Source organism: Pseudomonas sp. Irchel 3F3, from assembly GCF_900187545.1.
GTDB lineage: Bacteria > Pseudomonadota > Gammaproteobacteria > Pseudomonadales > Pseudomonadaceae > Aquipseudomonas > Aquipseudomonas fortuita.
Genome location: NZ_FYDS01000004.1, coordinates 511,216 through 524,005 on the forward strand (window position 1 = coordinate 511,216; position 12,790 = coordinate 524,005).

General features: G+C 61.9%; 12 protein-coding genes and 6 tRNA genes. 8 read left to right on the plus strand and 10 right to left on the minus strand.

Going from position 1 to position 12,790, the window contains the following annotated elements; translation table 11 throughout:
• Positions 1 to 19 precede the first annotated feature (19 nt).
• The 3 genes from CKW35_RS11095 to CKW35_RS11105 form a co-directional block, all read right to left on the minus strand.
• Positions 20 to 1,342, minus strand: a complete 1,323-nt coding sequence (locus tag CKW35_RS11095; RefSeq protein ID WP_095115934.1) for an integrase arm-type DNA-binding domain-containing protein — start codon at positions 1,340 to 1,342, stop codon at positions 20 to 22.
• A 160-nt stretch (positions 1,343 to 1,502) separates the two neighbouring features.
• A tRNA-Thr gene (locus CKW35_RS11100) sits at positions 1,503 to 1,578 on the minus strand.
• A 71-nt stretch (positions 1,579 to 1,649) separates the two neighbouring features.
• Positions 1,650 to 2,060 (minus strand): pilin, encoded by a 411-nt coding sequence (locus CKW35_RS11105; protein ID WP_016484801.1) that lies wholly within the window; start codon positions 2,058 to 2,060, stop codon positions 1,650 to 1,652.
• A 216-nt stretch (positions 2,061 to 2,276) separates the two neighbouring features.
• On the opposite strand from CKW35_RS11105, the gene CKW35_RS11110 reads away from it, so the two are divergent.
• The 4 genes from CKW35_RS11110 to yacG are packed head-to-tail and all read left to right on the plus strand — an operon-like array spanning position 2,277 to position 5,174.
• Positions 2,277 to 3,485: a type II secretion system F family protein gene (locus CKW35_RS11110; protein WP_070086710.1), complete on the plus strand. Its 1,209-nt coding sequence runs from the start codon at positions 2,277 to 2,279 to the stop codon at positions 3,483 to 3,485.
• A gap of 2 nt (positions 3,486 to 3,487) precedes the next feature.
• Entirely contained in the window at positions 3,488 to 4,354 is an 867-nt protein-coding gene (locus CKW35_RS11115) for an A24 family peptidase (RefSeq protein WP_070086709.1), read from the plus strand.
• Entirely contained in the window at positions 4,354 to 4,977 is a 624-nt protein-coding gene (coaE, locus tag CKW35_RS11120; protein WP_016484798.1) for a dephospho-CoA kinase, read from the plus strand. The genes CKW35_RS11115 and coaE overlap by 1 nt, the downstream gene beginning before the upstream one ends.
• Entirely contained in the window at positions 4,974 to 5,174 is a 201-nt protein-coding gene (gene yacG, locus CKW35_RS11125) for a DNA gyrase inhibitor YacG (protein ID WP_016484797.1), read from the plus strand. Before coaE ends, yacG begins: the two co-directional genes overlap by 4 nt.
• 211 nt (positions 5,175 to 5,385) lie before the next feature.
• Here the strand turns inward: yacG and CKW35_RS11130 are convergent, their stop codons facing one another.
• On the minus strand, positions 5,386 to 6,093 hold the full coding sequence (locus CKW35_RS11130) for an energy-coupling factor ABC transporter permease (protein WP_060519469.1): 708 nt from the start codon (positions 6,091 to 6,093) through the stop codon (positions 5,386 to 5,388).
• An 86-nt stretch (positions 6,094 to 6,179) separates the two neighbouring features.
• On the opposite strand from CKW35_RS11130, the gene CKW35_RS11135 reads away from it, so the two are divergent.
• From CKW35_RS11135 to CKW35_RS11150, 4 genes are all read left to right on the plus strand, one after another.
• Positions 6,180 to 6,611, plus strand: a complete 432-nt coding sequence (locus CKW35_RS11135) for a hypothetical protein (protein ID WP_095115936.1) — start codon at positions 6,180 to 6,182, stop codon at positions 6,609 to 6,611.
• Between the two features lie 55 nt (positions 6,612 to 6,666).
• Complete coding sequence (locus tag CKW35_RS11140) at positions 6,667 to 7,296, plus strand: DUF1780 domain-containing protein (RefSeq protein WP_013970766.1); 630 nt, start codon at positions 6,667 to 6,669, stop codon at positions 7,294 to 7,296.
• Between the two features lie 132 nt (positions 7,297 to 7,428).
• Positions 7,429 to 7,602 (plus strand): DUF3094 family protein, encoded by a 174-nt coding sequence (locus CKW35_RS11145; RefSeq protein WP_013970765.1) that lies wholly within the window; start codon positions 7,429 to 7,431, stop codon positions 7,600 to 7,602.
• An 84-nt stretch (positions 7,603 to 7,686) separates the two neighbouring features.
• Positions 7,687 to 8,982 (plus strand): NAD(P)/FAD-dependent oxidoreductase, encoded by a 1,296-nt coding sequence (locus CKW35_RS11150; RefSeq protein ID WP_016484794.1) that lies wholly within the window; start codon positions 7,687 to 7,689, stop codon positions 8,980 to 8,982.
• 205 nt (positions 8,983 to 9,187) lie between these two features.
• Here CKW35_RS11150 and CKW35_RS11155 read toward each other — a convergent pair.
• The 6 genes from CKW35_RS11155 to clpB form a co-directional block, all read right to left on the minus strand.
• A tRNA-Lys gene (locus CKW35_RS11155) sits at positions 9,188 to 9,263 on the minus strand.
• Between the two features lie 5 nt (positions 9,264 to 9,268).
• A tRNA-Pro gene (locus CKW35_RS11160) sits at positions 9,269 to 9,345 on the minus strand.
• Between the two features lie 46 nt (positions 9,346 to 9,391).
• Positions 9,392 to 9,467, minus strand: a tRNA-Lys gene (locus tag CKW35_RS11165).
• 6 nt (positions 9,468 to 9,473) lie between these two features.
• A tRNA-Pro gene (locus CKW35_RS11170) sits at positions 9,474 to 9,550 on the minus strand.
• A gap of 4 nt (positions 9,551 to 9,554) precedes the next feature.
• Positions 9,555 to 9,630: transfer RNA gene (locus CKW35_RS11175), tRNA-Asn, on the minus strand.
• 416 nt (positions 9,631 to 10,046) lie between these two features.
• Positions 10,047 to 12,611: an ATP-dependent chaperone ClpB gene (gene clpB / locus CKW35_RS11180; protein WP_095115938.1), complete on the minus strand. Its 2,565-nt coding sequence runs from the start codon at positions 12,609 to 12,611 to the stop codon at positions 10,047 to 10,049.
• Positions 12,612 to 12,790 lie beyond the last annotated feature (179 nt).

Sequence of the window (12,790 nt, forward strand, 5' to 3'; positions counted from 1 at the left end):
TCCGAGGAGCCGCCGGTCTTCACGCTCGCCTACCGAAGATGCCTCGCACGGCATTCGCAACGTGTCCATCCCTATGCGCAAAGTCGTAGGGTGTGATGTGTGTCTCTTTGTTCGCTTCGAGATAATCCGCCCACCACTGAACCATCAGCCGGCGCTCCTCGATGTACTCGGCCTTGTGGATGTAGGCCGCCCGCACGCTGTTACGCTCCTGGTGGCTCATCTGCCGCTCTACCGCGTCCTTGCTCCACAGTCCCGATTCGACCAGGGCAGAACAGGCCATAGCCCTGAACCCGTGGCCGCACACCTCGGTTTTGGTCTCGTAGCCCATGCGCCGAAGCGCCTTATTCACCGTATTCTCGCTCATCGGCTTCCAGTGGTTGCTGTCGCCGGCAAACACTAGATCGAAGCGCCCGGTGAGCTGGCGCACCTGCTCAAGTGTGGCCAAGGCCTGGCGACTCAGCGGCACCAGGTGGGGAGTGCTCATCTTGGAGCCTCGGTGCGAGTTCTTCACGCCTTCGATCTGCTGGCGCTCGCCGGGGATTTCCCACATGGAGCGACCGGCGTCGATCTCTGGCCAGCGAGCAAACCGCAACTCACTGGAGCGAATAAAGACCAGCAGGGTGAGTTGGGTGGCCAGCCGGGTCAGCGGGCGACCGGTGTCGCTGTCGATTCTTTGCAGCAGTTCAGGCAGCCGCTCGAGCGCCAGCGCAGGCCGGTGGACGGTCTTGCGCGTGGCGGTTGCGCCCTGTAGGTCGACTGCAGGGTTCGTGTCGATGTGCCCGTGCTGGACAGCCATGCGCATGATCCCGGTCATGTACTGCCGTAGCCGGCCGGCAGTATCCAGAACTTCGCGCTTCTCCACAGCCTTGAGCGGCGCCAGCAGGTCGCGGGTCTTCAGGCCGGCTACCGGGCGCTGGCCCAGGGCCGGAAGCAAGTAAGTTTCGATCCGCCGCCACACCGTTGCGGCATGACCTGGTGACCATTTCTTAGAGCAGGCGTCATGCCAGTCCTTGGCCAGCACGCCGAAGGTGTTGGCCCTGGCATTCGCCGCCTCGACCTTCTCCTGCCTGGCGTTCTCAATCGGGTCTTTGCCGTGCGCCAACAGCTCCAGCGCTTCTGCCCGCCTCTCTCGGGCAGCCTTGAGAGACAACGCGGGGTAGTTACCGAAGGTGGCCAGCCCCTCCCTACCATCCGGCCGCTTGAACTTCATGCGCCAGATCTTGCTGCCGTTCTTCTTGACCAGCAGGAACAGGCCCTGGCCGTCGAACAGAGTGTAGTCCTTGTCCCGCGGCTTGGCGGCCTCGCATTTGGGGTCTGAGAGGGGCGTAACAGTGCGTGCCATAGGTATACGTTTTCTCGTCGAACCGGCGTATACCCTAACGTATACCTAAAATTGGTATATGCATAGAGACAGATCGAGACGGGTAGAAACAAGAAAGCCCGCACTGGGCGGGCTTTTCAGAGGTTCCGTATACAGGGAGAGACGTATCGGAACAGCTGGATGGTGCCGGAGACAGGAATCGAACCTGCGACCTTCGCGTTACGAGTGCGCTGCTCTACCGACTGAGCTACACCGGCGTGTAGCGCAACGTACCACTGCTCACACCCGCAACGCAAACCCCTGTTTCCGCTAGTTTATTGCCCTGCCCTCAAGCCCCCTTGCACCCCTTGGGCGCCAGGTCTTCCTCGATGTCGGTGGTGCACGCCCAGCCGCTGGCGGAACGCGTCAGGGTCAGTGCCTTGCCCAGCACGTTTGCCGGCGCATCCACCAGCGTGCAAGCAATGCTGCCGCTGCCATCTGCGGCCTTGCCGCTAGCGGTAATCGCACAATGCGCCGTTGCCGGCTGGCCACCCAGTTCGGCCACGGCCGCTACGTCTTTCCCGTCATTCAACCGCAAATCCATCGCCGTCTTCAGCGCGCTGATTTCCAGCAGCCCGGCCGCGGCCTTGGAGCGTGCCTGGTGGTTGGTGTACATCGGTAAGGCGATGGTCGCCAGAATGCCGATGATCGCGACAACGATCATCAGTTCGATCAGGGTGATACCGCGTTGCCCTTTCATGAACATCTTTCCTTTTTGATTCGCTTACACATTGAGGTGGGTTGCGCCCCAACCGGCAGCGGCGCAGTAGGCCTGAACAGACACCTTTTGTCACCCCTGCCCGCTTGGGCGTCATCTTCGCTGAACTACTCTAGTGAGCATCATGGACGCGCGCCCTGGCATGGACGCGGCAAGCTGTTTCCAGGCTTGTCGCCGGGGCTGAAAAAGGACCTTTGCATGACGTCAACTTCACTGCTCTACAGCTGGCACGGCACAGACGCGAACGGCACGCCGGTCAGCGGCCAAACACCTGGGCGCAGCCCGGCTTATGTGCGTGCCGGGCTGATTCGCCAGGGCATCACGGTGGCCAGTTTGCGGCCAGTCAGCGGGCTGACATTCAGTTTGCCGAAGCGGCGGGCGAAGGCGGACCCGGCGGGTTTCAGCCGGCAGTTGGCGACCTTGCTCAAGGCCGGGGTGCCGCTGCTGCAGGCATTCGAAGTGATGGGGCGCAGTGGTTGCGATGCGGCACAGGCGGCGTTGCTGGATAGATTGAAACAGGATGTGGCCTCGGGCCTTGGGCTGGCAGATGCGTTGCAGCGCCACCCGGCGTGGTTTGACCCGCTGTACTGCAACCTGGTGCGTGTGGGTGAGCAGTCGGGCACGCTTGACCGGCAGCTGGAACAACTGGCGGGCATGCTGGAACAGCGCCGGGCGCTGCACAAGAAGGTGCGCAAGGCGATGGTCTATCCGCTGCTGCTGTTGCTGACCGGGCTGGGGGTGTCGGCGATCTTGTTGCTGGAGGTTATCCCGAAATTTGAAAGCATGTTCTCGGGCATGGGCGCGGCGTTGCCAGCATTTACCCAGTGGGTGATCGACTTGTCCTCAGGGCTGAGCCGGTTTGCGCCGCTGTTGCTGGTGATGGGGGTGGTGCTGGGTTTGGCCGTGCGCCAGCTGTACCGGCAGCATGCGCCAGCGCGCCTGTGGATATCTCGGCGGGTGCTGGGCTTGCCGGTGTTCGGCAAGTTGCTGAGGGAGGCGGCGCTGGCGCGGTTTGCGCGTAGCCTGGCAACGTCGTACGGCGCCGGGGTGCCGTTGCTGGATGCGCTGGGCACGGTGGCCAGGGTGACCGGGGGCGAGCTGCATGAGCAGGCGGTGCTGCGGCTGCGCCAGGGCATGGCCAATGGGCAAGGGCTGAACCAGGCGATGGCAGGCGAGATGCTGTTTCCACCGTTGCTGGTGCAGCTGACGGCCATCGGTGAGTCCAGCGGCACTCTGGACCAGATGCTGGAAAAAGCCGCCAGCCATTACGAGGAACAGGTCAGCCAGGCGCTGGACCAGTTGACCAGCCTGCTGGAGCCGGCCATCGTGCTGATACTGGGCCTACTGGTGGGTGGCCTGGTGGTGGCGATGTACCTGCCGATCTTCCAGTTGGGTAGCCTGATCTGAACATGACTCTATGGACTTTGCTGGCTGAGCAGCCGGCGTACTTCCTTACCCTGGCCATGGTGCTCGGCCTCCTGGTGGGCAGCTTTCTCAACGTGCTGGTGTATCGCCTGCCGATCATGCTGGGGCGACAATGGCAGCGTGAGGCGCAAGAGGTATTGGGGCTGCCGCTTGCGCGACACGAACGCTTCGACCTGTGCCTGCCGGCATCCCGCTGCCCGCATTGCGCGCATCAGATTCGCGCGTGGGAGAACATTCCGGTACTCAGCTACCTGGCCTTGCGCGGGCGTTGCTCAGCCTGCAAGGCCCGTATCAGCCCGCGCTACCCGCTGGTCGAGATAGCCAGCGCGCTGCTGTCGCTGGTGGTGGCCTGGCGCTTTGGTGCTTCGGCCGAGGCGTTGCTGGCACTGCCGCTCACTTGGTGCCTGCTAGCCCTGAGCCTGATCGATGCGGACCACCAATTGCTGCCGGATGTGCTGGTGCTGCCGATGCTGTGGCTTGGGCTAATCGTGAACGCCTTCGGCCTGTATGTGCCACTGGCTGACGCGTTGTGGGGCGCGGTGGCCGGGTATCTTAGCCTGTGGACGGTGTACTGGGTGTTCAAGCTGGTCACCGGCAAGGAAGGCATGGGCTATGGCGACTTCAAGCTGATGGCGCTGATCGGGGCCTGGGGCGGCTGGCAGGTGCTGCCGTTGACGCTGCTGCTGTCGTCGGTGGTGGGGGCGCTGGTAGGCGTGTGCCTGCTGCGTTTGCGCCGGCATGCGCTGAGTACGGCGATCCCCTTTGGCCCTTATCTGGCGATTGCGGGGTGGATTGCTGTGCTCTGGGGTGATGAAATATACGCCTCTTACATGCAACTGCTTGGATACTGATGGCCACTGCAGCCTTTACCCCCTGGATTCTCGGCCTGACCGGCGGCATTGGTAGCGGCAAGAGCGCCGCTGCCGAGCGTTTTGTCGAACTTGGCGTGCACCTGGTCGATGCCGACCAGGCGGCGCGCTGGGTTGTCGAACCTGGCCGCCCGGCCCTGGCCAGCATCGTCGAGCGCTTCGGCCCGGGTGTGTTGCAGGCTGACGGCCAGCTTGATCGCGCCGCCCTGCGCCAGCTGATCTTCGCCGACCCGGCGCAGCGCAAATGGCTGGAGCAACTGCTGCACCCGCTGATCGGGCAGGAGATTTTCAGCTACCTGGCCAAGGCGCAGTCACCGTATGCGGTGTATGTGTCGCCGTTGCTGATCGAATCGGGGCAGTACCACAAGACCCAGCGCGTGCTGGTGATCGATGCGCCGCAGGAACTGCAAATAGCCCGTACCTTGGCGCGGGACAACACCAGTGCCGAACAGGTGCAGGCGATTCTGCAGGCCCAACTGGCCCGTGAGGAACGCCTGCGCCATGCCGATGATGTGGTGGTCAACGACGGCGACCTGGCCGCGCTGCATGAGCAGATTGACCGCCTGCACCACTTTTACCTGACTTTGAAAGGAGGCCAGCCATGAGCCAGCCATTGACCGTCGATTGCCCGACCTGTGGCGCACCTGTGGAATGGAACGAGAAAAGTGCGTTCCGGCCGTTTTGTTCGGACCGTTGCAAGCTGATCGACCTGGGGGCCTGGGCGGCCGAAGAGCACAAGATTCCGGGGGCAGAAGAGTCCGAGGATGAGCTGTATTCGGGAGACCTGGAGCCGCGGCATTGAGCTGATCCACACATACAACGTGGGCCCACAACCCGCGCGGTACCTGTGGGAGCGGGCAAGCCCGCGAAGCAGGCGGCGCAGGGGATGGCACGGGCTTCGCCCGTGTTCACGGGCATGCCCGCTCCCACAGTGAGAGTGCAACCTCTGAGTGCTGTGCAGTACCTGTGGGAGCGGGTTTACCCGCGAAGAGGCCGGCGCAGCCACCATACATTCACCGCTCATCTTCCTTCCAGGGCGCCTGCAGGTACCGCGTGCGGTTGAAGGTTTCCAGCCACTCCGGGCAAAACACCACCAGCGCACTGATCACCATGCCGTTGATGAACGCCTCGGGGAACATCATCAGCCACAGATAGCCGACAAAGTCGCTGAGCCACTCCGGCAGGGCAAAACGCCCGTCCAGCCACAACAAGCCTAGCGCTGCGGGCACGCAAACCAGCACGGTCAGTGCTGCCGGGAAGAACCCCGAACAGAAGATATACACGAACAGGTTTCGCGGCTGTGCACGCTCGACCAGTATCGCGCACACCTCGGTAATCAGCACCGGCAAGCCAACCAGCAACAAGCCATTCACCCCCAGCGCCGCCAGGTCCTGGCGCCCCAGCGCCAGCAAGCCGAGCTGGGCCATGAACCCGCCCAGCACCGCCAGCGGCCAGTCCAGCAACAGGGTGACCGCCGTCATGCCAATGAAGTGGTACGACACCCCGGTATCGAAATCGCGCCTCACCAACCACAGCGCAAACAGGCAGAACACCGTGCCAAACAGCAGATGCTGGCGGCGCCGGTCGGTGAACAGTTCAACCCAGCGAACCCGGCTTACCGCCCAGATCAGCAATGGCACATAACCCAGCCAGCCAAGGCTTAACGTGGTACCGGACAACACCTGCGCGCTGATCACCTGAACAATACCCATTGCAGCCATGTGGATAAAACCGAGTCTACACCCATTCTCCCTTTCCTTCGGCTGCGGTAGGCTGGCGGCCTCGTTCGATGCAGGAAGCATTGGTCATGCCGGAAGGACTCAACCCTGCCCTGCTGCTGGCAGCGGCACTCAACGCCATCATCGGCGTACTTCATCTCGTCATCATCGCCGTAGGCCCGCCTTGGTACCGTTTGTTCGGGGCTGGCGAGCGTATGGCGGTGGCAGCCGAAAAGGGTCGCTGGTACCCGGGGCTGATCACCGCCGCCATCGCCTGCGTGTTACTGGCCTGGTCGGCTTATGCGCTGTCGGCGGCAGGGGCAATCGGCAGGCTGCCGTTGCTGCTGCCAATCCTCTGCCTGATCACCCTGGTGTACCTGCTACGCGGCGTGCTGGGACCAACATTGCTGGCGGGCACCGGGCGTTCGCAGCGTTTTATCGTAGTCAGTTCGCTGTTCTGCCTGGGCTTCGGCCTGGTGCACCTGGTCGGGCTCGTGCAGCAGTGGCCAGTATTGAGCTGATTCCCACGCTTAAACAGCATCTTACCGTCATCGATTAGCGGCTAAGCTTGTCTGCATGGATGACTCAGACTACCTGCGCCTGCTTACCATCCAGGCCGAACAAGCTAACGCCTTTCTCTCCAACGCCCGCAAGTGGGAGCGGGAGCGTTGGGTGTGCCAGCGACTGTTGCAGGGGTTGAATATCCCCTACCGCAGCGAAGACTTCACCCCGGCCGGGCAAGAGCCGCCCGATGTGCTGTTCCGCGACGCGGCCTTCGAGGTGTTTTTTGTGCTCGACGAGGGGCGTCGGCTGAACGATGAGTGGCGCGAAGAGCTGCAGCGCCGGCGCAGTGCGTTTTCCCTGGCACAGCTGGTGCGCCGTGAAGCGCGCCCGCGGCGCATCAGTGCCACCGAGCTGCTGGGGCGCCTGGCGCCGACCTTGCGCAAGAAGGCGCACAACTACCGGGAACGCGGGCTGGAGCTGAACGAGCTGGACATCATCGCCTTCGCCAGCCTCAAGCGCGAAGTGCTCGACCTGAACACCCACTTCCCGCCGCCCACCGAATACCTGCGCCAGGGCTGGCGCTCGCTGTCGCTGGTGGGGCCGACCTTTGCCCGGGTGCTGTTCGCCCACCCCGATGCACCAGACTTCCTGCGCGGCAACCTGGGCCGTAGCATTGTCTTCGACGTGGGCATCAGTCTTTGATCCAGTGCAGCGAGTGTTTGCGATGGCGTACACTCGGCGCCAGGGATAGAAAGCATTATCATTTGTTTCAAGCGCCTGCACGAACGCTGTAGCGTTTGCGCAGTCACAGACGTCTACCTGACGAGGCCCACCATGACCAGCCGCCTGAACCCGGAAGATCAGCGTCGTGTCGATGAGTATCTGCGAGCCCCCCAGCATCAAGTCGAGCGCAGGCCTTTCCGGCCGTGGCTGCTCCTTGTGCTGGTGGTAGCCGTGACCATCGGGTTGGGTCTCATCAGCCGCCTGCTGAGTGGACTGGTGCTATGAGCTGCCTCGCGCTCGCCCTCCCCTCGTGCAGTTTGCGGCCGGCCCCCCGGGCCACGAATTCCGTAAACCTTATGAGATATCCCCATGACTCATCGCATCGTGATTGTCGGCGGTGGCGCCGGCGGCCTGGAACTGGCGACCCGCCTGGGTAAAAGCCTGGGCAAGCGCAAGCAAGCCGAGATCACCCTGGTCGACACCAACCTGACGCACATCTGGAAGCCACTGCTGCACGAAGTGGCCGCCGGCTCGCTGAACTCCTCGGAAGACGAACTCAACTACGTGGCGCAGGCCAAGTGGAACCACTTCAACTTCCAGCTGGGGCGTATGAGCGGCCTGGACCGCGAGGGCAAGCAGATTCAACTGGCCGCCACCCTCGATGATGAGGGCCGCGAACTGCTGCCTGCGCGCACCCTGGGCTATGACACCCTGGTCATTGCCGTGGGTTCCAATACCAACGACTTCGGCACCTTGGGCGCGGCGCAGCATTGCCTGTTCCTCGACACGCGCAAGCAGGCCGAGCGTTTCCACCAGCAATTGCTCAACCACTACCTGCGCGCCCACGCCGGCGACGTGGCCAGCGAGCAGATCAGCGTAGCCATCGTCGGCGCCGGTGCCACCGGCGTGGAGCTGGCGGCCGAACTGCACCATGCCGCCCACGAACTGGCGGCCTATGGCCTGGACCGCATCCAGCCAAAGGACATGCACATCACCCTCATCGAGGCAGGCCCGCGCGTGCTGCCGGCGCTGCCAGAGCGCATCAGCGTGCCGGTGCACAAGACCCTGGAAAAGCTCGGGGTGAAGGTGTTGACCAACGCTGCCGTCAGTGAAGTGACCGAGGACGGCCTGAAGACCAAGGACGGCGAAGTGATCCAGGCCAGCCTGAAAGTGTGGGCGGCCGGTATCCGTGCGCCTGGCTTCCTCAAAGACATCGATGGCCTGGAAACCAACCGTATCAACCAACTGGTGGTGCGCCCTACCCTGCAGACTACCCGCGACGACAACATCTTCGCCTTCGGCGACTGCGCCGCCTGCCCGCAACCGGGCAGCGACCGCAACGTGCCGCCCCGGGCCCAGGCCGCGCACCAACAGGCGTCGATGCTCGCGCAGAGCCTGAAGGCGCGGCTGGAGAACAAGGCGCTGCCGACTTACGAGTACAAAGACTACGGCTCGCTGGTGTCGCTGTCGCGCTTCTCGGCGGTGGGCAACCTGATGGGTAACCTGATGGGCAGCGTAAAGCTGGAAGGCTGGCTGGCGCGGATGTTCTACGTGTCGCTGTACCGCATGCACCAGATGGCGTTGTACGGGTTCTTCCGCACGGCGTTGATGATGCTGGGTAGCAAGATTGGCCGGGGTACCGAGCCGCGCCTGAAGCTGCACTGACAGGCACCCGCTCCTGCAGGCAATGCGCTGACCTGTAGGAGCAGCCTGGTGCTGCGAAGAGGCCATTACCCGCCGAGAAAATCTTTTGCCGTACCGGCCCTTTCGCAGCACAAGGCTGCTCCCACAAGGGCCCGTGTTGCGGTAAAAGGTGGGTTAAATCTGAGCAAAAGAAAAAGGGCATCTCTTTCGAGATGCCCTTTATTCATGGTGGGTCGTGTAGGATTCGAACCTACGACCAATTGGTTAAAAGCCAACTGCTCTACCAACTGAGCTAACGACCCAAAAATGGTCGGGGTGAGGGGATTCGAACTCCTGACATCCTGCTCCCAAAGCAGGCGCGCTACCGGACTGCGCTACACCCCGGGTCTTTCAAAAAAAAGGGCATCTCTTTGAGATGCCCTTCTTTACATGGTGGGTCGTGTAGGATTCGAACCTACGACCAATTGGTTAAAAGCCAACTGCTCTACCAACTGAGCTAACGACCCGGAAAATGGTCGGGGTGAGGGGATTCGAACTCCTGACATCCTGCTCCCAAAGCAGGCGCGCTACCGGACTGCGCTACACCCCGAGATTGGCTCCGCGACCTGGACTCGAACCAGGGACCCAATGATTAACAGTCATTTGCTCTACCGACTGAGCTATCGCGGAACTAAATTTCGGTACAACTACCGATTACTACTCCGAAGACTGTGTTCGCTTCGGACTCTTTAGCTTATTAGCTTTCGCTTTGTCGCTGCTGAGGCCGGCTATTCTACATTCTTCGTTTTGCTTGTCAACCACTTTTTTTCATTCAACTTACTGATTTGTAAGTTGTTTTGCGGTCACCGATGTTGCTGGTGATTCGCTTAGTGCCTGACAACGCGGCGTATATTAGGGTCACCCGAATCTTGATGCAAGCAAAAATTTCAAAAATTTCAGCAAGTTAACCTGAATTCCCCGAAAGCCCCGGTTTTACTGGGCTGCACCGGCCTCTTCGCGGGTAAACCCGCTCCCACAGGGGCCCCACAGCGGGTGTGAGAAAGCAAAAAAAAGCCCCGCAGAAGCGGGGCTCATGGTGCAACGCATTAGCCGAAGACGATTTCGTCGCCTTCCACCGTGGCGGTAATCGACGTACCTGGCACAAACTGGCCTGCCAGGATCAGCTGCGCCAGCGGGTTTTCGATCCAGCGCTGGATAGCCCGCTTCAGCGGCCGTGCGCCGTACACCGGGTCGTAACCCACGGCAATCAGCTTGTCCAACGCCTCCGGGCTCAGGCTCAGCGACAGTTCGCGCTCCAGCAGACGGCTGCGCAGGCGGCCCAGCTGGATCTCGGTAATGCCGGCAATCTGCTCGCGGCCCAGTGGCTCGAACACCACCACTTCGTCGATACGGTTGATGAACTCCGGACGGAAGTGCGCGCCCACTGCATCCATCACCGCCGCACGCTGTGCCTCGCGGTCGCCTACCAGTTCCTGGATCTGCGCCGAGCCCAGGTTGGAAGTCATCACGATCACCGTGTTGCGGAAGTCCACGGTGCGCCCGTGGCTGTCGGTCAGGCGGCCGTCTTCCAGCACCTGCAGCAGCACGTTGAACACATCCGGGTGGGCTTTCTCCACCTCATCCAGCAGCACCACCGAGTATGGCTTGCGCCGTACGGCCTCGGTCAGGTAACCGCCCTCTTCATACCCTACATACCCTGGTGGTGCACCGATCAGGCGAGCCACGGAGTGTTTCTCCATGAACTCGGACATGTCGATGCGTACCATCGCCTCTTCGGTGTCGAACAGGAACTCGGCCAGCGCCTTGCACAGCTCGGTCTTGCCCACACCGGTGGGGCCAAGGAACAGGAACGAACCGCTTGGCCGGCTCGGGTCAGACAGCCCCGCACGCGAGCGACGTACTGCGTTGGCGACGGCGGTCACCGCTTCGTCCTGGCCAATCACACGCTGGTGCAGCAATGCTTCCATTTTCAGCAGCTTATCGCGCTCACCTTCGAGCATCTTCGACACGGGAATACCGGTCCACTTCGACACCACCTCGGCAATTTCTTCCTCGGTCACCTTGTTGCGCAGCAACTGGTTCTCGGTCTTGCCGTGCTGGTCGACCATCTGCAGGCTGCGCTCCAGGTCGGGGATCACCCCGTACTGCAGCTCGGCCATGCGGCTCAGGTCGCCTTTACGACGGGCGGCTTCCAGCTCCTGGCGGGCCTGCTCGATCTTTTGCTGGATCTGCGCCGAGCCCTGCACCTCTGCCTTCTCCGATGCCCAGATTTCTTCCAGGTCGGAATATTCACGCTCCAGCCGCTCGATTTCCTCGGTCAGCTTCTCAAGGCGTTTTTTCGCTGCTTCGTCTTCTTCCTTCTTCAGCGCCTGCGATTCCACCTTCAGTTGGATCAGGCGGCGATCAAGGCGATCGAGCACTTCCGGCTTGGAGTCGATCTCCATGCGGATACGGCTGGCCGCTTCGTCGATCAGGTCAATAGCCTTGTCCGGCAGCTGGCGGTCGGTGATGTAGCGGTGGCTGAGCTTGGCCGCAGCGATAATGGCACCGTCGGTGATGGCCACTTTGTGGTGCACTTCATAGCGCTCTTTCAGACCACGCAGGATAGCGATGGTATCTTCCTCGCTCGGCTCCTCCACCAGCACCTTCTGGAAGCGGCGCTCCAGGGCGGCGTCCTTCTCGATGAACTGGCGGTACTCGTTCAGCGTGGTGGCACCGACGCAGTGCAATTCGCCACGGGCCAAGGCAGGCTTGAGCATGTTGCCCGCGTCCATGGCGCCCTCGCCTTTGCCGGCGCCGACCATGGTGTGCAGTTCGTCGATGAACAGGATGATCTGGCCTTCCTGCTTGGACAGCTCGTTCAGCAGGGATTTCAGGCGCTCTTCGAACTCGCCACGGTATTTGGCACCGGCAATCAGCGCCCCCATGTCCAGCGCCAGCAGGCGCTTGCCCTTGAGGCCGTCAGGCACTTCACCATTGATGATGCGCTGGGCCAGGCCTTCGGCGATGGCGGTTTTACCCACACCAGGCTCACCGATCAGCACCGGGTTGTTCTTGGTACGGCGTTGCAGCACCTGCACGGTACGGCGGATTTCATCGTCACGGCCGATTACCGGGTCCAGCTTGCCTTCTTCGGCGCGCTTGGTCAGGTCGACGGTGTACTTGTCCAGCGCCTGGCGCGACTCTTCGGCGTTGGCGTCATTGACTGCGGCACCACCGCGCAGGTTGTTGATGGCATTTTCCAGGGCCTTTTTGCTCACGCCCTGGCTCAGCAGCAGCTTGCCGAGCTTGCTGTTCTCGTCCATGGCGGCCAGCAGCACCAGTTCGCTGGAAATGAACTGGTCGCCTTTCTGCTGGGCCAGGCGGTCGGCCTGGTTGAGCAGGCGCGCCAGGTCCTGCGACATGTTCACGTCGCCGGTCGGGTTCTGGATTTTTGGTAGCTGGTCGAGTCCTTTCACCAGCGCCTGGCGCAGGCTGTTGATGTCGAAGCCAACCTGCATCAGCAGCGGCTTGATCGAACCGCCCTGCTGTTCGAGCAGTGCCTGCATCAGGTGCACGGGCTCGATGGCAGGGTGGTCCATGCCAACGGCCAGGGATTGAGCATCGGATATTGCGAGTTGCAGCTTGCTGGTCAAACGGTCTATTCGCATGGTGTACCTTCCTTTAAAGGGCAGGTCGGAGCGATGGACAGCGCCTGTTTATGAAGAAACCTGCCTGAGATGACCTTATAGATAAGGCTGATTCTGGAAGATTCAAGCGTAGCGGGGTTGACCGAAGTCAACCTGTTGAATTAACGGTGGCCATTCGCGGGCATGCCCGCTCCCACAGG

Bases quoted from the DNA above. Each gene is read 5' to 3' on its own strand.
- yacG (WP_016484797.1), top strand. From the start codon at position 4,974: ATGAGCCAGCCATTGACCGTCGATTGCCCGACCTGTGGCGCACCTGTG.
- coaE (WP_016484798.1), top strand. From the start codon at position 4,354: ATGGCCACTGCAGCCTTTACCCCCTGGATTCTCGGCCTGACCGGCGGC.
- CKW35_RS11105 (WP_016484801.1), bottom strand. From the start codon at position 2,060: ATGAAAGGGCAACGCGGTATCACCCTGATCGAACTGATGATCGTTGTC.
- CKW35_RS11130 (WP_060519469.1), bottom strand. From the start codon at position 6,093: ATGGCTGCAATGGGTATTGTTCAGGTGATCAGCGCGCAGGTGTTGTCC.
- CKW35_RS11110 (WP_070086710.1), top strand. From the start codon at position 2,277: ATGACGTCAACTTCACTGCTCTACAGCTGGCACGGCACAGACGCGAAC.
- CKW35_RS11095 (WP_095115934.1), bottom strand. From the start codon at position 1,342: ATGGCACGCACTGTTACGCCCCTCTCAGACCCCAAATGCGAGGCCGCC.
- CKW35_RS11115 (WP_070086709.1), top strand. From the start codon at position 3,488: ATGACTCTATGGACTTTGCTGGCTGAGCAGCCGGCGTACTTCCTTACC.
- CKW35_RS11140 (WP_013970766.1), top strand. From the start codon at position 6,667: ATGGATGACTCAGACTACCTGCGCCTGCTTACCATCCAGGCCGAACAA.
- CKW35_RS11150 (WP_016484794.1), top strand. From the start codon at position 7,687: ATGACTCATCGCATCGTGATTGTCGGCGGTGGCGCCGGCGGCCTGGAA.
- clpB (WP_095115938.1), bottom strand. From the start codon at position 12,611: ATGCGAATAGACCGTTTGACCAGCAAGCTGCAACTCGCAATATCCGAT.
- CKW35_RS11135 (WP_095115936.1), top strand. From the start codon at position 6,180: ATGCCGGAAGGACTCAACCCTGCCCTGCTGCTGGCAGCGGCACTCAAC.
- CKW35_RS11145 (WP_013970765.1), top strand. From the start codon at position 7,429: ATGACCAGCCGCCTGAACCCGGAAGATCAGCGTCGTGTCGATGAGTAT.